Raw genomic sequence first — 21,005 nt, 5'->3', positions numbered from 1 at the left:
ACGTTGCTTTTTTCTCTTTACTTTTAGTTTGGCGTTGGGTACAGGAGAGTTTTTGAAACATGGGACTTGTAGTCGGTAAGTTAAAACCGAATTTTTCAGCCGGATTTGATATAAAATAGGATGGCTGTATCAATTAACCTTCCGCTTGCATTTCTTCAATGTCAAACCAGCTAACTATCACTCCCGCTAGCGGAATCGCCAGAAATATACCTAAAAGTCCTGCTGATCTTGCTCCGACTAACAGTGCAAAAAATACCACTACCGGATTGAGGTTAAGGGAATTTTGCATCAGTCTCGGATGAATAAAGTTGTCTTGAATTTGCTGCAAAACAATGCAGGCTGCCAATACTTTTAAAGATAGCCACACATTTTGAGACAATACAATAAAACACACTAAGCTAATTCCCAGCGTCGCCCCGATGCCCGGAACTAAATCAAACAATCCGATAATAAAGGCTAAAATCAAGGGAAATTTCACATCTAACAGCAGAAAAATTAAAAAACTTGCTGTTGTCAAAAATAACATTAACAGGATTTGTGCCTGAAAAAATCCTAAAAAGTTTTTCTCTATTGTTACACTTAAACGCCTGTGCAGGTGTCGAGGTATAAATTTGAGAACTAACAGCCACAGCCTCTCTCCATCAAGTAACATGAAAGAAGCCACTACCATAATTAATATTAAATTCAATAAATTGGTTAAAAATACTTGTAAAAAAGCAATACTCGACACAACTCCCGCCAAAGCTTGATTTCGCAGTTGTTCCTCAATAACTCGCAGGTTAACTTGCAGGTTTCTCGCCCGCAGGAATGCTTCGATGCGCTCGGACAGAGGCGCCAGAGCATTCACAAATTCAGTCATGCTGTCAATTAATTGCTGTCCTTGAGATAAAAGAGTGACGCCTACAGTGACGGTGAGACCGCCAAAAACTAAAATGGTGAGCAAGACAATGAAGGCGACAGCTAAACTTCGCGGTAAAAATCTTTGGAGAGTTCGCACCGGATAGTTGAGCAAAAAAGCCACGAGTGCAGCAATGGTGAAAACCGCGACTGCTGTTTCAAAGTAAGCTAAAAGTTGCAGTCCAGCCCAACCAGAAGCAAATAAAAGCAAAAACCGGACTAAGGCTAAATTGCTTAGCATATTCCAAAAATTGGGAGGGGTTCTTTCTTGCTCTTTCACAGGAGTTCTCACGAGTTAATAATAGCTCAAAAATATTGCAGAGTCCTCTTTTAGAATCGCACCCAAGATATCTCTGCGGCTATCCGTTCTATGAAACCTACTTAAACCTACTCATGGCAGATTTAATGTTCACTTCCTGCTTCCACCAAGGGAGTCGGCTCCTACTTGTCCACAGGCGTAACTTCAGACCGAACTGGTCTTACTAAGCTGTTCTGCACTTAAATTGGGTGTTAAAAAACAATCAAACTCTTGTGGGATGGGCGTCCCGCCCGCTCTAAATATACAATTTAAATGCGCGACAGCTTAATACCAGATTGACGAGCTAAATTAATCGCGCCATTCAAGTCGCGATTAATTGCTATACCGCAATTCTGACACTCAAAAACTCGCTCTTTCAGTGGCATTGACTGAATATGACCGCAACTTGAACAAGTCTTTGATGACGGATACCATCGGTCAACTAATTCAATTGTCGTGCCGTACATAACCGACTTATATTCCAACTCACGCCGAAATTCATAAAAGCCACAATCTGAAATAGCAGCCGCTAATTTATGGTTGGCTATCATCCCGCTCACATTCAAATCTTCGATGCAAATCTGGGCATATTCTCGGCTAGTTTCTGTGGTAGTTTTCTGCAAAAAGTCTCGACGTTGATTGGAAATCTTAGCATGGATTTTGGGAATTATACGATAATGCTTGTGGGCATTATTGGATGCTTTCACACCCAATCTGCTATTACCCAATTGCTTGTGGCGATTTCTCCACTGTTCTTTGCTCAGCTTGGTTTTCGCTGTTTTGAGCGGACGGGGAGATTCGTAACAATTGCCATCGGAAAGAGTAGCAAAAGTTGACACACCCAAGTCAATACCTACCCTTGCCACAATGGGGTGAGACAAAGGTGGAATCTTTTGGGATTTGATAGCAAAGGAAACATACCATTTATCGGCGGTGCGCGAGATGGTAAATGTCTGTGCCATACAAGGAAATGAGATGGATTCCTTGAGTCTAAAAGTCCCCAATGTGGGAATTTTTATTGACTTGTGCGGTTTGAGTAAAATTGCATGATTCCAGTCAGCAGCATCTACTGTAAAAGAGTCGCCATCTTTTTTGCGTTTGAACTTGGGAAAGTTTCCTAATCCTTGAAAGTGTCGCGATAGTGCTTGACCGAAATTCCGAAATGTGGTTTTATCAACTCTGGAAGACAGAGTATTAGTCCACTGATATTCTGGTAATTTCTTAACGTGGTTGGTGAAAACTCGTTCAATCGCTGCTACTTTTTTGCCACTACTACCTTGGAGATATTTAACTCCTTGATAAAGAGCCAATGCGTAATTGTAGCAAAATCTCGCATAGCCAGAATGTCGCGCCATCAAGGTACGTTCCCGATTATTGAGTTTTAATTCAAGTTTGATGGCGTACATCAGATCCGGTTAACTTACTCATGTAAGGAGTTTAGCACAATTAATGAGTAGCTTTAGAAAGCTCGATAGTAGATTTTTGTGAACAGTGGCAACCCCCCTCAAGGCAGACAACAGATGTCGAACTGAGGCAGGAGTGGGTTCTATTCACCATAAGTTCGATCGCCCCGAATGCCCAATGAAACACGCCCGCGATCGAACAAACAGCTTTTCTGACTCTAAAACCGCCTCGGAAACTCTTTGCGAGGGAAGTATTTGTCGTGGCAGGCCGCCAACTAGGAAACAAACCCCCAAATTAGCGGACGCCGAAAAACCCGGTTTCAGTGCCAGTCGCGAAAAATTTCAACTCTGCCTTGTGGAAGATAGTATGAACAGGTCAATTTTTGGGATACTAGAAACTAGCACTCAACTTAGCTGAGGAATAAACGTGCTGCTATCAAAAGGCTTTGAAGTAGAAATGTATACCGGCACTCCCGAAGGTGAGGTTGTCGGTCTCTCCGATCGCATAGTTGCCGATCTAGAGGGATTTGTCCGGGAGCCTGATAGTCGCAATGTGGAGTACACGACCGCCCCGCTGTGCAGCTACGATCGCCTGTTGTGTGCCTTAGTCAAGCCACGAGTCCGGCTGCGCGAGTATTTAAAACAATTGGGCGACTATACCTTGCTGCCGGGAAGTACCTTGTCTCTCGGAGGGAGCGATCGATTTTACCGATCCGATCCCAACAACCCCTACCACACCTACATCGAGCAAACCTACGGCACCAAAGTCGTCACCGCCAGCATTCACATCAACATCGGCATCTCCCAACCAGAAATGCTGATGCGCGCCATCCGCCTCGCCCGCGTCGAAGCACCGCTATACCTTGCCATGAGCGCCTCTTCCCCCTTCCTCGACGGCGAAGTGACGGGCTATCATTCCACTCGGTGGGGTTTGTTTCCCAAAACTCCCGCCATCGTCCCCCTGTTTGAAAGTCACAAGCATTACATTCAGTGGACTGAAGAACAGCTAGAACTCGGTACCATGCAAAACGTCCGCCATTTGTGGTCTGCAGTGCGCCCAAATGGCGATCGTCGCCCCTACTGTCTCAACCGCCTCGAACTGAGAATTTGCGACCTCGAGGTCAATCCTCTGGCTTTGTTGGCCATCACTGCCTTGCTAGAAGCTCGCATTTGGCAGATGATGGAAGACCCCAGCTTAGACCCTTTAGAACTCAGCACCTTGCCGGCGGCCACCCGCAACGAAGACTTAGTTGCCCTCACAGACGCCAACGAAATTGCTGCATCGCGGCAAAGTTTGGATGCCGAACTCATCCACTGGCAAGATGGCAGAAAGATTTTGGCACGAGATTGGATTGAGGAAATTTACCAGGAAGTCTGGCCTCTCGCCAAAAAACGAGGCTTTAGTTGCTTTCTCTCGCCACTCAAAAAGATTCTCCGGGAAGGCAACACCGCCCAGCAGTGGTTGAAACTTCACGATCGCGGTTTGGACACCCGCAGTATTATTCTGCAAGGGATTGATGGCATGGCTCACCAAGAATGGGAGCTAGAAGACAACTTGTGCGCCCAGTTAGTTGCTTGAAAGGGGGCAATCAAAAACAAATCAGAATATTTAATCAATGGGAGGACGGATACCATATAACTAAAAGCTATGAATTATCTCTACCTTTGGGTAGATTTCTACATTTCCCAATGGCTGTAAACTCGCGCTTTCAGTTATACTGGTTCCCCAAAAAAATGTAACGGTAAGCAAGCTCCAAACCCTTGTGTAATCAATTATCCCCAATCTCAAATCTCAAATCTCAAATCTCAAATTGTATTAGCTTCATGCCCCAACTTGTCTTGATTCACCCGCAAATCCCCCCGAATACTGGCAATATCGCCCGCACTTGCGCTGCCACAGGCACGGAACTGCATTTAGTGGGCCCGCTGGGGTTTGAAATTAGCGATCGCTACCTGAAACGGGCCGGCTTAGATTACTGGCCCTACGTCAACCTCCACTGCCATGAAGACTTAGCGGCTTTTCTGGCCTATCGGCAGCAGCGCGGCGGACGATCGATCGGATTCAGCACTGGCGGGCGATGCAATTACGCCCAATTCCAATTTCAGCCCAGCGACTGGCTGATGTTTGGCTCGGAAACTGTAGGCATTCCCCAATTCGTCTTAGATGCCTGCGACGCCACAGTTTTTATTCCGATGAGCCAGCCTGGAGTCAGGAGTTTGAACCTCTCCGTCAGCGCCGCTGTAGGTTTATTTGAGGCTAAACGACAGTTGGGCGAGCTGGGATAAATCATTATCAACACATAAATATATAGATATTTAATAGCTGCCGGAGGTCGCCAAATCTCATTGTTAATATAAGAAATTTGTATCAAAGCAGTAAAAATCTAGATAGCCGAGATTAATATATTTTATTCATTCAAAAACAGATTGTTATCAGCAACACCAAATTACTCGCAAGATGATTCAGCAACAAAAACTGAGGATTTTAGCGATTTAGGGCGTCAGCGAGCACCAGCTTGGGTTAGAACACTATATCTAGTAAATATACGGTTGTAGGCTGTCCGGAAATTAGCCTACAGTCGGATAATAGGTAAGAGTTCAGAGCCTTACCGGAACGAAGATTTTATGTATTCGTTCCAGCTATTGCGGTGTAAGGCTTGTGGGGTTAATTGCAGCAGTTTTGACCGAGAATTTTAAAATTTCTGACGGTTTGAGCTTGTCTAAATTAAAAAAGCAAGGTAATCTGGCCTAAGCATGATAGCTGTCAACAATCAGAATATTTTTGCTTGTTGATAACTCAGCGTCATGCGATCCCCTTGAGTGTTTCCAAGGACAGTTAGCGCTTCTCAGTAGGAGGTCGTTTTTTTGAAACGAACATATCCCCAAATTAAGCCTGTTCAGGCTAGTGAAATCGACAGAGATGGTTCTGCGGAACCATCCAAACAGACAACGCTCAGCACAGGCAGAGTTCGCTCTCTCGCCACGATCGGGCTGGCAATATCGGTAGGTGCTTCTGGCATCCTGCTACCGAGAAATGGAGACAGCGCTCGCGCGTCTGAACTCGCACCGACATCAGAATCCACCGCTGAAGTACAGCCAGTATCGGCCAACGGGCCCGCTACGTCGGCACAAGTTGACGGTTCCAGGGCCGAACAGCCCGGATCACCTTATGAACCCGCGACGGTTAAGGTGCAGGAGGGGCAAAGCCTTTGGGAGCTTTCTCGGGATTATGAAGTTGAACCGTTGGCACTAGCAACTGCCAACGACATCAAACCCGATACCATACTCCAAGTGGGCCAACAGCTCAGAATTCCGACTGCGACGGAAGCCACACCACAACAGAACGCCGGCTATAGCACATCGGCTTCGCTAGATCGCGCAGCGACGGTCAATCCCGAACAAGAGTTAAATCTGACTGGCTCCGAGCCATTGGATAGTGCAGCCATGACAGCGCTGCCATCAACCGCAGCGACCCCGCTGGTCACGACGGTACCGGAACAGAGTTTGATCGAAATCCCGAATGCAGACGGGGCGATCGACAGTTTGAAAAAACAGGAAAACCGCACCACAGAATCGGGTCGAACTATGTTCGGGTCGGAGGGGGGAGCAAATTTATCTACACCTGCGGCATTTTTGCCTGAGTCAGCACCGACGCTGACCTCCCCCGGAGATGCAACTGGGACAACTATTCCTGACCTCAATGCCACACCTGTAATTCCCAATTCCGGGGGAGGTCAAGCAGCATCGCCCGATCGAGCATTCGAGTCAATTGAACTGTCTTTGGCAACACCCAGTTTGCCCTCGACTGTGCTAGTCCCCCCTGCAGAAAGTACCGCCGCACCGGCTGGGGTACTCTACAGCGTGCGTCCGGGAGATACGCTAGATGCAATCGCCAAAGGTCACGGCGTATCACCCAAAGAGCTGATATCCGTCAACAAGCTCGGCAACCCCAACTTCCTGAATGTTAATCAACGGTTGAAAATTCCCCAAGTTGGGTTTAAAAATCCAGGGGTGCAGGCAGCAGCCTCTTATTCGGCCTCCAACTCTACATCTGTCTGGGCGGCGAGTTCGGTTCCCGCATCTTTGAACCCCAGCTCGTCTACCTCGGAAATAGCCGGTGCTGGCGTTGCAGCACCCGCACCCACAGTGCCTGTTGTCTCTCCCCTGGAGAACCTGGAAGGTCTGAACAATATTTCAGCGCCGATGGTTCCCCAAATTAACAGCATTCCGCTGACTCAAGTTTCCCAAACCATTAGCGATCCACGGAAGCTGGATCTTCAAGGCGAACCAACATTTACAGGTGCAGTTGACACCAGTGCCCTGCCTGGACCAGCCAGTGCAAATGCTACCGCCATCGCTACGGGAGCATACCCGCAGCCGATCAGCTTCGTGGCAAATACTAGCGCCCAGGCTTCAAATGCCGATCCAACTAGCGCTTTACCAGAGTCGAATTCGGAGGCTCTCCCCACCGCAGAAGCTCTCAACCCTTATTCCGAACGCTTGAGGGCAGAAGTTGTCAGGCTGCGAGAGGAATATCGTGCCTCGCGCAATTCGATCGGCGCCAATGCGGTGTCCCTGACTCCAACTGACGGGCCCTCGGTCAACCCGTCTGAGGATATGCCAAGTGTCAATCCATATCTCTACACCCCCGACTATACTGAGGCGGTGCAGAATGAAATCAGCAGACCGCCATCGAGAGCCTGGTCTGAGCAGGTTCAGAAGCAGCAGCAAGAGCGTTTAGACCCCGCTCGCGCAGCGGAACTGCAACCAATCAACCTGACGCCGACCTCTGCTGGGCAGCGGCCTGTGGTAGCAACTGCTCCTTTGGGAGCCGAGGGTTACGATCCCCTAAGCAACCCGTCTTTGGGACGCATGGTTTCTCCAGAACTGCCTCCGCTTTCGAGCCCTGATACTTATCTGCCTAACGGCAAACAACAGTCGGCTAACGGGTTTATTTGGCCGTCTAAGGGTGTTCTTACTTCTGGCTACGGCTGGCGGTGGGGACGGATGCACAAGGGAATTGATATTGCAGGGCCGATCGGCACGCCAATTGTGGCAGCATCAGATGGGGTGGTTACCTATGCTCAGTGGAACGACGGCGGCTACGGGTATCTGGTGGAAATTACCCATCCCGACGGCACTGAGACTGTCTATGCCCACAACAGCCGAATTTTGGTGCAAAAAGGTCAGAGAGTCACTCAAGGCGAACAGATTTCAGAAATGGGCAGCACTGGCTTCAGTACCGGGCCGCACTTGCACTTTGAAATTCATCCCGCCGGACAGGGTGCTATCAACCCAATGGCTTTTCTGCCCGACGATGCGTCCAGCGCTTCTCGGTAACGACTGGTCAGAAGTTATGGGTTTTGAATGATTACCAAAACTCATAACTTTTACTGGAAGTCATTAGAAATAGTGTTTCTTGAAAACAAGACATAGCTAGCCCTACCGTGCTATGATAGTAAATCGTGAAGTAGGTTTGGCTCAGTGGCGCAGTGGTTAGCGCAGGGGACTCATAAGCCCAAGGTCGCAGGTTCAAATCCCGCCTGAGCCATTATTTAATCAAAAAAACTGCGCTCTCAAATTTGAGAGCGTCTTTTTTTGATTGATCGAGAAGATACTTGTAGTCGTTATGAGTATGATATATTTGTAACAGTTCGTAAAAAAGGAAACAAAATCTATGACCAGTGAATGCCTCCGGGTTGGTCAAGCTGCACCCGATTTCGCAGCAACAGCCGTAGTGGATCAGGAATTCAAGACAGTTAAACTGTCAGACTATAAAGGCAAAAAGTATGTAGTCCTGTTCTTCTATCCCTTGGACTTCACCTTTGTGTGCCCGACTGAGATTACAGCATTTAGCGATCGCCATGAGGACTTCAAGAAAATCGATACCGAAATCCTCGGCGTATCCGTTGACAGCGAATTCTCTCACCTCGCTTGGATACAAACAGACCGCAAAGCAGGCGGTGTCGGCGACCTCAACTATCCCTTGGTTGCTGACCTCAAAAAAACAATTAGTTCCGACTACAACGTCCTCGACCCAGAAGCAGGCATTGCCCTCAGAGGTCTGTTCATCATCGACAAAGAAGGCATCATCCAACACTCTACTATCAACAATCTTGCCTTCGGCCGCAACGTGGACGAAACTCTCCGCACTCTGCAAGCTATCCAACACGTCCAGTCTCACCCCGATGAAGTTTGTCCCGCCGGCTGGCAGCCCGGTGACAAGACTATGACTCCCGATCCGGTCAAGTCTAAGGTATTCTTTGCTGCTGTTTAAGCAGATTATATTTGTACGGACACGGCGCTGCCGTGTCCGTACCCGCAGAGGCATTTATTTAACCGGATTTTTAATTACCAATTAGCTATTAGCAATTACCCAATTAGGAAATATGCTGACTTCTACTAATTTTAGCGGCTTGTTAAATGAGCGGTTTTTCCAAAATTTATTGCCTGTTCCGGCGAGTAATGTTCTGAAGCTGGGACAGAGAACGCCAGATTTTGAATTGCCGGATATTAATAATGGCAAATTGGTGCGGCTGTCGAATTATCGGGGCGATAAGCCCGTAGTTCTGGCTTTTACGCGGATTTTTACTGAAAAGCAATATTGCCCTTTCTGTTTTCCTCACATTAAAGCTTTGAATGAAAACTGGGAAAAATTTGCCGATCGCAATATAGAATTATTGATGGTTGCCAGTATCGACGATCGCCAAAGCCAAATTGTGGTTAGAGATTTAGGCTTGAAAATGCCTCTGCTGTCCGATCCAGGCTGTCAAGTTTTTCGGGCTTATCAAGTCGGTCAGGCTTTAGGTGCTCCTTTGCCTGCTCAGTTTGTTTTGGATGCAGAGGGAAAACTCCTCTTCAAACATTTGTTTTCTTTCATAGACCACAATGCTAGTGTGGACACTTTGCTGCAATATGTCGATCGGTAAGGAAACCGCTGCTGTGTCCTAATTTGGAGTTTTTCACCGCTGATGTACGCTGGTTTCGGCCCATCAGCGGGATTTTTTTTTATCGGTTGACACTGGCTGCAACTGATATTTAGTTATAAATACTTATTGTGCCAATTTCGATGGCGGAATGTTGCCATGTTCGATCGACATTAATCTAGGCTATAGCTTGAAGGTACTTAGTACAAGTTTAAGCCAATGTCGTCTCCCAAAGATCGATCGAGCAAAATTGAATTGAGCGTCTTAGCCTCGCATCCTGAGTTGTTGACAGGTTTAGATGCGTGGCTGCGACTAGGTTTACTTTCGCCCGCTGAGGTTGAGGAATTGTGCCGACAGTATTTAGTCTGCCCACTCAGAGTTCCCGCTGTAGACCTTTCTGAAATAGACGGCCCGCGAGCTCCTAGGAACCAGCCAAAAGTACCTGCCTTATCAACGCCTCAAGCATTACCTAGCAGCAGAGAAAGCGTTGCTACGCCCACAAAAACTACTCACACCGCTAATTTTATCGCTCAAATTTTGCACTCGTTAATGGCAGAAATTAGCGTGGTGTGGCTGTTGTTTTTAGGAGTGTTCATGGTAGTTGTCTCCTCTGGAGTCTTAGCTGCCAGTCAGTGGGAAAGATTTCCTGCCGCCGGACAATATGGAGTTTTATTAGCTTATACTTTAACCTTTTGGGCGATTAGCAGTTGGGCAAACAGACAGCATAATTTGCACTTGACTGCCCAAACTTTGCAAGAAGTGACGCTGTTGCTAGTGCCGATCAATTTTTGGGCAATGGATACTTTTGGATTGTGGCGGTATCCTTGGGATTGGGCGGTAGCAATCGCAGCGGCACTTATTTTGACTTGGATAACTGCCCGGATTATCAAAGATCAATATCAAAGCTTTTCAGGAAAAAACATCACTCACTCGATCGCCCTAAATCACTTGGGATTGAGTTATTTGCACTGGGGTTGGGCATTTGGAGGCTTTTCCCTGGCTGCGGTTTATTTGGGTACAGTGGGAACTGCTGCTGCTACAGTTTATCAAGTTCACCAACAACGATTGCAATCTATCCAACGCGGGGGAACTACTGAAACATTCCCCGCTGCTTTCAGTTTGAGCAGAGATTTTCTGACTTACAAAAAAGCGGCTTTAGTAGCTTATTCGTTAGGAATTTTACTGGGTAGAGCGATATTTGTCAAGGATATAAATATCGCTGAAATGGGTTTAGCTTTGGGAATTTGTGGCGTGCTTTTAGCATGGCTAGATTGGCAGCACCCCCTGGCATCTGGGACTCTTGAAAACAATATATCTGACCCGCAAAATCCCAGCAATTTTTTTAAATGGCAATTAGCGGGAATGGGTTTGGTGGGTTTGGGATGGCTGGTTTGTTTTCGCGACATTCCGCTACAGGCGATCGCAGTTAGCGGATTGGCTGTTTGGTTTTTTTATAACCGTTTAGTGCGGTTTTGGCAAGAGTTTGATTTGCTAATGCTTGAGGCTGTGGGACTTCAGAGTATTTGGCTGTTTTGGCGAGTGCTTCCTTTAGGGATTAAAACACAAGTTGTGGCATTTTTAACTCAGCTTACAAACTCTCAGGAAACTCCTTGGGCTTTTTGGGGTGTTTTGCTGTTGCCTTATTTAATTTTAATGGTAACTGCGGCCCAATGGCTCTACCGCCAGCGAAAGTTTCAACTTGCCCGTTTTGGCGAAAACCTTGCTCTCGGTTTGGGGATTGTTTTAACTGTTATTAGTTTAGTCAATCCGTTTTGGCGATCGCTCAATTTATTAGTCTCTACTTTAATTTTAGGTTGGATCACTTGGAAATACTTAAGTGCCGAGAATTCCCGGCGAGTTGCGAGGCAGGCTTCTGCTGTTGAACAACAGGGAAATCCCGCAATTTTGGTTCCCATAACTCACATTATGGGTTTAGGCGCGATCGCTTCGGCAATTGACTTATTTTTCCCCAACCAGCCACCCAATATTTGGTCAGCAATTTTATTAATTTTTATGGCTGCTGAATGGGGATTTTTTGTCTGGATGAAAGCGGCAAATTCCCGAGAAAGTTCTGCATTTTTCCGCTGGCATCCTGCATGGTTCCAAAGTTCCTGGTATCTGGGCTTGGCAATAGCAGGATTCAGCTTTATCGTGCTCCAAAATTATTTAATGGCGGGTACTGCCACTTATCGCCCTCAGTGGAGTTTGCTCTGGCTGGCGACTCCTTTGGCTTTGACTGTTGTTGCTAAATATACTGAGGTTCCTCACAAAAAAGTCGCCAGTACCTTTAGCGCGATCGCCTTAATATTCGCACAATTTCTAATTTTTACTTTTCCGGGATATCGGTTAATTGCTTTGGGCTTGGCAACCGGATTAATGTTGGTCAATACTTACTATTTAGTAGAGCTACCAGCGGCTGTGATTGGAGTGGGATTTGGCTTGAGTTTCGTAGCGGCGGCGATCGATCAATTAGGTTTTGTGTCGGGTTGGGATTGGGGAATTGCCGGCGCGATCGCTCTTTTGTGTCTGTGGTTGCTTCGCAGCATGGTTGTTCGTTTTTCCAGCCGTTTACCTCAGCCTTCTCAATTAGCTCAAATTTACGATCGAGCTTTAGATGGGTGGGCAATCTTACTGGCAGGTTTACTGTTAACAACTATTACTTTTTATTCCTATGAACTGTACGCAGGCAGTACCTTGAGTTTTCCGCCTTCTACTGAAGTTTTGGCTGCTATTTTGGTGATAATGGCTGCGATTATTTTCCGAAGTTTACGCCAACTTTCCCCTCTGGCAATTTATGCTTTGGCTTGGAGTTTGGAGTTGTTGATAGCAGTTGGTTTGAGTTTTGTCGATCGCACTACGATTAATTTGGCAGTGGCGAATATTGCGATCGGGTTGTCTACGCAATTATTGGGCGATGTGTGGCGGCGCCGCCACCGCGATCCAACAATTTTACCTAGCATTCATTTTATACCTTTGGCTTACGGCGTATTGGGTTTAACTTTCCGATCGCAAACTTTTGCCAATTGGACTGGTTTAACTGTGTTGGGTGCGTCTTTAATTGCGATCGGCATTGGTAGGCGGGAACCCGAATTCAAACCTTTAGTTTATTTAGGATTAATTGGCGTGTCGGTTGCTGCTTACGAATCGCTACTCTATCAACTTTTTCAAACACCAGGAGGAGCTTTTAGCGACGGCTTAATTGTCCTGGCCACTCTCGGCACAACTTTAACATATATCTATCGCATTTTATCTCCTTGGCTCAGCAATTATTTACATTTAACTAATGCAGAGTTAAAAATATTTGCTCACCTGCACTGGGTTTTGAGCAGTTTGCTGCTGATTTGGGCTTCTGCCGATGATATTAAGTCCGGCCTAAGTTTAGGATTAGTCACTGGTGCTTTATTAGTTCAATACGCTTTCTTGCAAGGGCGAAATAATCTCGATCGCCAATGGGCAGAAATTTGGATTTACTTGGGTTGGCTAGAAGCCTTTGGCCTCCGGCTTTACTGGATCAATACACCTTTAGTTAAGTATATTTCCGGGCCGCTGGAGCCTTGGAAAGTTGCCCTCACTTCTCTATTTGCCTATTTCATTTACATTTTGCCTTGGGACAACTGGGGTTGGTCAAAAAAACCTTGGCAGGTAATTGCTTCGCTGATTCCAATAGTTGCTATTTTGGAAAGTCCGGCTAAGTTTTATCCGATTAGCTTGCTGATAGCTGCAGCCTTCTATGTTTTCCTAGGTTGGGAAAGGCAGGAAGCCCGTTTTACCTATGTGAGTGTGGCAATAATTGACTGGATAATGCTGCGGTGGTTCTGGCAAATAGGATTGACTCAGCCAGAGTTTTATGTTACTCCTTTAGGACTTTCTTTGCTTTACATTACTCAGTTCGATAGCACTCTCAAATTACCAGCAGAAAAACCGCTGCGCCACACTCTGCGAATGCTAGCAACTGCGCTGATTTGCGGGATACCTCTTTTGACTCAGCAAAGCCACGGTTTAGTTGCGGGATATTTTAGTTTGGTGGCTATTGCAGCGGGTTTGGCGCTGCGAGTTCGGGCGTTTTTGTTTGTGGGAACGGCTGTATTTTTAATCAATGTTTTCTATCAGTTGGTGGTTCTGATCTTCGATTATCCGCTGATTAAATGGGCGATTGGTCTGGCTTTTGGGATTGTATTTATCTGGATTGCTGCTACTTTTGAAACGCGGCGCGATCGCATTTCAGCTTTTGTGCAGCATTGGGTTGTACAATTTCAGTCATGGGATTGAGTTTTCTGCAATCAAATCCTGTCGCGCGGGGAGGGCGCGTTTACCAATACCCTCCGATTATTTTTTAATCAAATTTTTAAAATTTGCCCTTTTTTTTCGAGTAAAAAGCTTGACACGCCGGCTTGACAGGGTATTATAAAATAATGGGATGGGTGAAAATTTTAAAATTTGAGTTACCAATACCATCATTTAAAATATAACCCGAAAATCAAGTTAAGTCAATAGGTAAAAACATTTTTTTTAGCGGCGCGATTTGAGAGCGTGACAACTCCACGCACTGAACGGAAGACCGTTACAGTGTGGGCTTCTTAAGAAATTAAGGAGCGTGTCATTAGTCTTAGTAGCTCGTTACACTCTTGGTTGCTACGAGTGCTTCGGAATATATAGGCACTTCAACGTATAGGCTTGGTAAGCCGTTTTCTAGCGTTGAACACGGAGGTTAGTGATTAAACATACCTCTGGAGTTAAGGGGAAAGTGTTGCTAATGAAAACCTGGGCAAACATTGACAAAGAAAACCACTCCTTTCGGAGTTGAACTTTATTTAGTTCAAAAAAGAATTCCCTCATTATATTTACTTATAGTGGGGGATTCTTTTGAAACCCACCTTCCGCACATTGACTTATAAATCAAGTAATTTAACGGATTTTCGACATCTTGACTCAGATGTGGGACTTCTTATTAATAAAAATTTTTAATAAGCTTGGAGAAAAAATTGGAGTTAAAAATCCGTATAATCTTTACTCTGTAAGGCTTACAGCTAGAAAAATTAAAATAATTATTAGGAATGGTAATTTATCTGCGGAATGTGGGTTAGAAGAAGAGTTCTATTAAATTGGCATTTTGCTATTAATTTATCATCGTTAGTCTAGAAGAGCCACTACTTTTTGTGTGCGTAAGTCCTATCTGTAGTCGTAGTCAACCTCCCAGGGTAAACGCATCTTGTCAATAACGAGGGGTTTTAGCACTGCGGACTCGGCTTTATTGGTGTTTATTGAGAACGGTTTTTCCACCTGTAGCGCTTTTGTCTCTCCTCAAACGCTATATATGGGAATTTAAAAATTAGATGCGTTTACCCAGGTCAACCTCCCATCAAATAGGTTAATTTAGAAAAACAGAGTTCAACAATAAATTTACCGAGAAAAATCATGAAAGCTCCATTAGGTTTAGTCAAATCGATTTTGACTGTTTCTAGTCTGGTAGCTGTTGCATCTATCACCCTTGAGACTAAGCCAGCCGCTGCTGCTTGCCTCTCTCAACCCTGTGTGACGGTTGAAGTTGAAGGAACGAGCTATGATGTGTCTTACAAAACTGGCTCTTTTCGTGATTTGGAGTCAGAATTGAAGAACCAAGTTTGGTGGGGGGATGATGGAAGCTTGGCTTATTCATTTGCCAAGACTGTAGGTTTCCTGCTGGGAAGCGATAACGACTATGGGGGAACTTACCCCAAACCCTGTGTTGTTTGTGATGAATATATAGTTAGTGGCCCAATTTTTGCTAACCGTTTGTTACATTACCCTTCTTCAGAGTCTTATGGCTTGGGGGAATCAGCTTGGCGGGCTCTTTGGCAGGGTGAGGTGGTGTGGGAGTTGGGTCTTATCTCTTTTGAATTTGAGCTCGACTATCCAAAACAATATGCTGTTGCCTCTCCCTCTGTGCCTGAGCCGTTAACATTAGGTGGTACGCTTTTGGCACTTGTCGCAGGGACAATAGCTCGTCGTCGCCTCAAGCAACGCTAAACATTCCTGTTGCGGCTATCACAAGTCTTTTTCACCCCCCACACTGAAGATTTTAAGGCAAACTGATGGTAAAACAGGGCTATGATTTCAGGACTTATGTATCCTTTACCCCACATTCCGCAGATGTGATTCATGTTACTGGTATTTTTGAAGGTAGTAATAAATATGTAGTGATTAGATATTTATTACTACCGTTAATTAAAAACCCGGTTTCTCAGAGAAACCGGGTTTTTAATCAACAGTATTTATGCGTTTGTAGAGTGCATTAATGGCTTAATGCGAATTCTGGCAATTTCGGCTCAGATGGACCATCGGGCACTACCTTAACCTGACCGTTTTCATCCACATCAACGATCGCACTTTGGCCTTCTTTCAGCTTTCCAGACAGCATTTCCTCAGCCAGTACATCTTCCAACAACCGCATGATGGCGCGGCGCAATGGTCGAGCACCGTAGCTGGGATTGTAGCCTTCTGTAACTAACAAGTCCTTGAACTTGTCTGTCACCGACAAAGTAATACCCTGTTCGGTTAAGCGGCCGAAGACTTGCTGCAACATGATATCTGCAATCTGCTTGACTTCTTCCTTGTTCAACTGGCGGAAGACGATAATTTCATCCAAGCGGTTGATAAATTCGGGACGGAAGAACTGTTTCAATTCTTCGTTTACCAAGTTGCGAACGCGGCTGTACTGCGCGTCTGCGGCACCTTCAGCAAACTCGAAACCAAGCCCACCGCCGCCTTTTTCAATTACTCGCGAACCGATGTTTGATGTCATGATCAGCAGCGTATTCTTAAAGTCTACTGTCCGACCTTTGGCATCGGTCAAACGGCCGTCTTCCAAGATTTGCAGCATCATGTTGAAGACATCCGGGTGAGCTTTTTCGATTTCGTCGAACAAGATCACTGTGTAAGGACGACGACGCACTGCTTCTGTTAGTTGACCGCCTTCGTCGTAGCCGACGTAACCTGGAGGCGAACCGATGAGTTTAGAAACTGTGTGGCGTTCCATAAACTCGGACATATCTAACCGAATCATTGCTTCTTCGGAACCGAAGAAATATGTTGCTAAGGCTTTTGTCAGTTCTGTTTTGCCGACGCCTGTGGGCCCGGAAAAGATGAAACTGGCGATCGGGCGATTGGGATTTTTCAAGCCGACCCGCGCGCGGCGGATGGCGCGAGAAACTGCGCTGACAGCTTCTTCTTGACCGATCAAACGCTGGTGCAATGTGTCTTCCATGTGCAGCAGCAATTCCGATTCCGATTCTGTCAGCTTGCTAACTGGTACTCCCGTCCAATTTGCCACGATGTGGGCGATGTCTTCTTCAGTGACGATGGGAGAGATTCTGATGTGGCTTTTGTTGATCGTAGCTTCGGCGATTTCGGCTTCGATTTCTAATTCGCGATCGCGCAATTTACCAGCTTTATCAAAGTCTTGTTCGCGCACAGCAGCATCTTTTTCTTTGCTGACGGCCGGAAGTTGTTTTTTGAGTTCTTTAACTTCGGGCGGCGTTTGCGAGTTGAGGACGTGGACGCGGGAACCTGCTTCGTCAATTAAGTCGATCGCCTTGTCTGGCAAAAATCGATCGTTAATGTACCTGTCTGACAGTGTAGCCGCTGCTTCTATAGCTGCATCGGAAATTGTCAGTCGGTGATGCTGTTCGTAAGCCGATCGCAACCCGTACAATATTTCTATTGTTTCAGCCACGCTGGGTTCGCCGACTTTGATCGGTTGGAAGCGGCGTTCTAAGGCAGCGTCGCGCTCGATGTGCTTACGATATTCGTCCAAGGTTGTCGCGCCGACACACTGCAATTCGCCTCGGGCCAGGGCTGGTTTGAGCATATTGGAAGCATCCATGCTGCCTTGGATCGCGCCTGCACCGACTAAGGTATGAATTTCATCGATTACCAGAATGATGTTGCCTGCTGCGCGAATTTCTGCCATAATTTTCGTCAGCCGTTCCTCAAATTCGCCGCGGAATTTTGTACCGGCAATCAGCGAACCCATATCGAGGCTGATTACTTGTTTGTCTTCTAAAATTTCCGGGACGTTTCTGTTAACAATTCGCTGGGCGAGGCCTTCGGCGAGGGCTGTTTTGCCGACTCCCGGTTCGCCTACTAACACTGGATTGTTCTTCGTGCGGCGCCCCAGCACTTGGATCACGCGCTCGATTTCATTTTCGCGGCCCACGACTGGATCTAGTTTGCCTGCGGCTGCTAGCTTGGTTAAGTTAGTGCCGAATTCTTCTAAAGTTGGGATTTTGCGATCGCCACCGCTATCTCCTCGCCCTCCTGATACCGCCGCGACTTCTCCCACGGCACGAATTACCTGCGTGCGAACTCTCTGGCGATCGATCCCCAAGTTTTGCAGCACCTTCGCGGCCACCCCTTCATCGTCTTGGATCAGTCCCAGCAGGATGTGCTCGGTGCCGATGTAATTGTGTCCTAACTGTCGCGCTTCGTTCAGCGCCGTCTCAAAAATGCGCTTGACGCGGGGGGTAAACGGAATTTCCGGCGGGAGGAACCCGGAACCTCTACCGATGATATTTTCGATTTCATTGCGCGCCTCTTTCAAGTTGAGGCCCATATCCAGTAATACTTTTGCAGCGATGCCAGTGCCTTCGCCGACGAGTCCTAAGAGAATTTGCTCGGTGCCTACAAAATTGTGGCCGAGGCGCCGCGCTTCCTCTTGGGCTAGCATGATTGCTTTAATGGCTTGTTCTGTAAAGCGTTCAAACATATTTTTTCTATCCTACTGTCTGGGCGAGGGCTGTATCGCTGCTGGTGAGGAGCGATTTGGAACACTACACAAATTATAGATGTAAATTTTTGTGTATTTCCTTCTCTAACAATGTATCTTGCTAAGGGGGGAGGGACAGTGGGGAGAGCCGAATAGTAGGGGTGTGGTTGCCGTCAAGAATCATGCTATCTGCTGTGCCTAAATCTACTTTGCCGCGGCCACCCTGTCAAGCATTCTCTCAAATTGGCAAGCGAAACTGCCTCGATGACGATCGGGGAATGCTTTTGTTTGAAATCCCAAGCTTGGCTGGGGTATTTGCGCCCCAAAGCAATTTTATTTTAACAGGTTAAGGGACTTGTTGTCGCACCGGAGCGCAATCGCAAAATTGGCGGCTTTTTTGAATGGCTATTAGTCGCATACTTGCCGCAGAAATTAGGAGGGCTTGAGAATGCAGTTTTTTTGTATTCTTTGCCTTTTTAATTATTACAAGTTGCTACTTTTAAAGCCATTGTGGAAGCAACTGTTTAATAACTTTCACAAACCCGATCGCAATTTGAATCAGCGGCCAACCCACAAAACAGATTAACACCGCCCAGCGAGTTTTAATATCCAAACCTTGGCGAACCGCCACAATTACAGATAGCAAGCTCCACACAGTTAATATCCGCTCTATCCCTTCTCCCAGCAAGGGAATTAAGGTTAAGAAATTCAGCACTTGCGGGGCGTAGGCAAAGCCGATCGGAACCAACAACTCCCCATAAGTTACGTGACCCGGCTTCAGCCACTGCCCGATTTTAAAGATAGTGAAAGTCCAAAAATAATAACCCCCCACCAGTGCCAAAGCATCTATCCAAAGTGCTAACAATAACACGGATAGCTCAGTTCGATTGATTAACAAAATGACGGCACTGCCAAAAACGCGGGACACCGCTGCTAAAATTACAATCGTTAAAGCTATCCGCTTCGTTCTGGCAGTGTAGGGAGTTTTTTCGTAAAAGTTGCTGTTCAAAGAAAGTGCGTTCCAAAGCGTTCTTCGCAAACCTGCAATTGAATCTTCTCCCCTCACCTTTAACTCCTGCTCCTCAAGATAGTTGACAACTCGGACAAAATAAGCTCTAATACAGCACAATCACCAAAATATTTCTACATAATTAGGTAATTAATATCAATTTTTTATGAGGCTGCTCCCGAATCTGATCCCCCTAACCCCCCCTTAATAAGGGGGGGACAAGATTCCTATCAAAGTCCCCCTTATTAAGGGGGATTTAGGGGGATCGGAATATGTGCAACTTCACATTAAATTGGTATAACCGGCATTCTACCAGATTTTATGAAATGCTAAGATTGATTTTGCAGATACTTGCGTGGCTGCGCGGAGGAAGTTTAAATTTGTTGCTCATCGCAGGTCTAATCCTGTTAGTTTGGGGCATTCTTTCGCCAGTGGGAACTGTTATATGGTGGCTGGGTCAAAGTGCCGAAACTTTGGGTTTAAAGCAAAATTCGCCAGAGATATTGCCCCCGAACGACAGCAGCCCGGAAGCGCGCCAGTCTTCACCGAGCAATTGTTATATCATCTTTTTACCGGGAGTTGGCGATTTTTCGGGGGACGAACTAACACCGGGAGAAGCATTTTTTCTCAAACATTTAGTTGAAAGTCACCCGCAGTGCGTAGCCGTGGGGGATATTTTTCCTTATTCAGCTTCTAACAAAAGTTTAGGCGGACAGCGCTGGCTAGCTCCTTTTTGGCGGTTTGCAGCACAGGCAAAAAGTGGGCCGATTGGGGCGGATATATTCATCAAAATCCGCAATCTTTGGAGGTTTGCAATTTCTCTGGATTATCGCTACGGTTTTGCATACAATCAGGGAATTGCTCATGCAATTATCGAGCGAATGAATGCTAAATCTCTGATTTCAGCTAATCTTCAAAAACCTTTGCAAGTTATTTTAATTGGCACTAGCGGCGGCGCACAAGTTGCTTTGGGTGCTACTCCCTATCTTAAAGAATGGCTGAAAGCAGAAATTACTGTTATTTCAGTTGGGGGCGTGTTTTCGGGAGAAAATGGTTTTGCAGAGGCCGATCGCATTTTCCATTTGCGCGGCACTCGCGATTCAATTGAGGATATTGGCGGCATAGTTTTTCCGACTCGCTGGTACTGGTACGCAACTTCTCCTTTCAACCAAGCTCGTTTGCAAGGCCGCTATGCAGAAGCTTTGAGTGGCCCTCACAAACACGATGGCGATGATGGATATTTTGGGGAAAATCGGGCGGCGGACGGTAAAAAGTATGTAGATATAACCCTGGACAAGATTAATCAATTGCCTGTTTGGTCTGAGGGTGCGCGCGATTGATGGGTTCTTGCATATTCGATCCCTGTACAATTATAATTAAGTTAGGAGGAAAAATTTTAGTTTTAATTTATTCATAAAGAGAGGATTGGCGTTCATCATTAAACAATAATTTGGCTCTCATAACTTTATGGTGTATAATGCAACAAACAATACATTTACTGTCATGGACTTTTATTTGGACTATATATTAGACTTGCCTGGAGTGAAGGTTGAAAGTTGTACTCAAATTGAGGGAAAAATTTTATTAGGACTGAGGATTTTAGGAGAAGGTATGGTTTGTCATCATTGTCAAAATTATACCGAACAAAGGCATCAGAATCGACCAATTTTAGTAAGAGATTTACCAGTTTTTGGTCGTTCTGTGTATTTAAAAATCCCACGACGGCAGT

The 21,005-nt window shown here is 46.1% G+C and carries 14 protein-coding genes and 1 tRNA gene; 11 read left to right on the top strand and 4 right to left on the bottom strand.

Annotation, left to right across the window (positions count from 1 at the left end):
* Window positions 1–133: 133 nt before the first annotated feature.
* Together QUA58_RS14620 and QUA58_RS14615 are read right to left on the bottom strand one after the other, a co-directional pair.
* Complete coding sequence (locus tag QUA58_RS14620) at window positions 134–1,177, bottom strand: AI-2E family transporter (RefSeq protein ID WP_333394606.1); 1,044 nt, start codon at window positions 1,175–1,177, stop codon at window positions 134–136.
* A gap of 287 nt (window positions 1,178–1,464) precedes the next feature.
* Entirely contained in the window at window positions 1,465–2,601 is a 1,137-nt protein-coding gene (locus tag QUA58_RS14615) for an RNA-guided endonuclease TnpB family protein (protein ID WP_333394605.1), read from the bottom strand.
* Between the two features lie 424 nt (window positions 2,602–3,025).
* Between QUA58_RS14615 and gshA the strand changes: the two genes are divergently transcribed.
* From gshA to QUA58_RS14575, 8 genes are all read left to right on the top strand, one after another.
* The gene (gene gshA / locus QUA58_RS14610; protein ID WP_333254036.1) at window positions 3,026–4,177 is read left to right on the top strand and encodes a glutamate--cysteine ligase; all 1,152 of its coding nucleotides are present in this window, start codon (window positions 3,026–3,028) and stop codon (window positions 4,175–4,177) included.
* A 245-nt stretch (window positions 4,178–4,422) separates the two neighbouring features.
* Window positions 4,423–4,884 carry a tRNA (cytidine(34)-2'-O)-methyltransferase gene (locus QUA58_RS14605; protein ID WP_333068971.1) on the top strand — a complete coding sequence of 154 codons (462 nt, stop codon included), beginning with the start codon at window positions 4,423–4,425 and terminating at the stop codon, window positions 4,882–4,884.
* A 579-nt stretch (window positions 4,885–5,463) separates the two neighbouring features.
* Complete coding sequence (locus tag QUA58_RS14600) at window positions 5,464–7,938, top strand: peptidoglycan DD-metalloendopeptidase family protein (RefSeq protein WP_333254034.1); 2,475 nt, start codon at window positions 5,464–5,466, stop codon at window positions 7,936–7,938.
* A gap of 138 nt (window positions 7,939–8,076) precedes the next feature.
* Window positions 8,077–8,149: transfer RNA gene (locus QUA58_RS14595), tRNA-Met, on the top strand.
* A gap of 126 nt (window positions 8,150–8,275) precedes the next feature.
* Window positions 8,276–8,875, top strand: coding sequence for a peroxiredoxin (locus tag QUA58_RS14590; protein WP_333254032.1), 600 nt, complete (start codon window positions 8,276–8,278; stop codon window positions 8,873–8,875).
* Window positions 8,876–8,987: 112 nt separating this feature from the next.
* A complete protein-coding gene (locus tag QUA58_RS14585; RefSeq protein ID WP_333394604.1) occupies window positions 8,988–9,527 on the top strand; it encodes a redoxin domain-containing protein in 540 nt (179 codons plus the stop codon).
* Between the two features lie 216 nt (window positions 9,528–9,743).
* On the top strand, window positions 9,744–13,793 hold the full coding sequence (locus QUA58_RS14580; RefSeq protein WP_333254027.1) for a hypothetical protein: 4,050 nt from the start codon (window positions 9,744–9,746) through the stop codon (window positions 13,791–13,793).
* 1,146 nt (window positions 13,794–14,939) lie between these two features.
* A complete protein-coding gene (locus tag QUA58_RS14575) occupies window positions 14,940–15,530 on the top strand; it encodes a PEP-CTERM sorting domain-containing protein (protein ID WP_333254025.1) in 591 nt (196 codons plus the stop codon).
* 265 nt (window positions 15,531–15,795) lie between these two features.
* Here the strand turns inward: QUA58_RS14575 and QUA58_RS14570 are convergent, their stop codons facing one another.
* Window positions 15,796–18,267, bottom strand: a complete 2,472-nt coding sequence (locus QUA58_RS14570; protein ID WP_333254023.1) for an ATP-dependent Clp protease ATP-binding subunit — start codon at window positions 18,265–18,267, stop codon at window positions 15,796–15,798.
* A gap of 182 nt (window positions 18,268–18,449) precedes the next feature.
* Between QUA58_RS14570 and QUA58_RS31520 the strand changes: the two genes are divergently transcribed.
* A complete protein-coding gene (locus tag QUA58_RS31520; protein WP_445243689.1) occupies window positions 18,450–18,617 on the top strand; it encodes a DNA cytosine methyltransferase in 168 nt (55 codons plus the stop codon).
* Between the two features lie 149 nt (window positions 18,618–18,766).
* Here QUA58_RS31520 and QUA58_RS14565 read toward each other — a convergent pair whose 3' ends face one another.
* Complete coding sequence (locus tag QUA58_RS14565) at window positions 18,767–19,333, bottom strand: hypothetical protein (protein WP_333254021.1); 567 nt, start codon at window positions 19,331–19,333, stop codon at window positions 18,767–18,769.
* A 269-nt stretch (window positions 19,334–19,602) separates the two neighbouring features.
* Between QUA58_RS14565 and QUA58_RS14560 the strand changes: the two genes are divergently transcribed.
* Window positions 19,603–20,616 carry a hypothetical protein gene (locus QUA58_RS14560; protein ID WP_333394603.1) on the top strand — a complete coding sequence of 338 codons (1,014 nt, stop codon included), beginning with the start codon at window positions 19,603–19,605 and terminating at the stop codon, window positions 20,614–20,616.
* A gap of 127 nt (window positions 20,617–20,743) precedes the next feature.
* On the top strand, window positions 20,744–21,005 hold a 262-nt coding region (locus QUA58_RS14555), incomplete at its 3' end, for a transposase family protein (RefSeq protein WP_333394602.1).

The sequence above is a fragment of the Microcoleus sp. N9_A1 genome (genome assembly GCF_036701795.1).
GTDB lineage: Bacteria > Cyanobacteriota > Cyanobacteriia > Cyanobacteriales > Microcoleaceae > Microcoleus.
Note: the sequence above shows the minus strand (reverse complement) of the source record. Positions and strands in the feature narration are given on the sequence as shown.

Bases quoted from the DNA above. Each gene is read 5' to 3' on its own strand.
- QUA58_RS14570 (WP_333254023.1), bottom strand. From the start codon at position 18,267: ATGTTTGAACGCTTTACAGAACAAGCCATTAAAGCAATCATGCTAGCC.
- QUA58_RS14585 (WP_333394604.1), top strand. From the start codon at position 8,988: ATGCTGACTTCTACTAATTTTAGCGGCTTGTTAAATGAGCGGTTTTTC.
- QUA58_RS14575 (WP_333254025.1), top strand. From the start codon at position 14,940: ATGAAAGCTCCATTAGGTTTAGTCAAATCGATTTTGACTGTTTCTAGT.
- QUA58_RS14615 (WP_333394605.1), bottom strand. From the start codon at position 2,601: ATGTACGCCATCAAACTTGAATTAAAACTCAATAATCGGGAACGTACC.
- QUA58_RS14590 (WP_333254032.1), top strand. From the start codon at position 8,276: ATGACCAGTGAATGCCTCCGGGTTGGTCAAGCTGCACCCGATTTCGCA.
- QUA58_RS31520 (WP_445243689.1), top strand. From the start codon at position 18,450: ATGCTATCTGCTGTGCCTAAATCTACTTTGCCGCGGCCACCCTGTCAA.
- QUA58_RS14560 (WP_333394603.1), top strand. From the start codon at position 19,603: ATGCTAAGATTGATTTTGCAGATACTTGCGTGGCTGCGCGGAGGAAGT.
- QUA58_RS14605 (WP_333068971.1), top strand. From the start codon at position 4,423: ATGCCCCAACTTGTCTTGATTCACCCGCAAATCCCCCCGAATACTGGC.
- QUA58_RS14580 (WP_333254027.1), top strand. From the start codon at position 9,744: ATGTCGTCTCCCAAAGATCGATCGAGCAAAATTGAATTGAGCGTCTTA.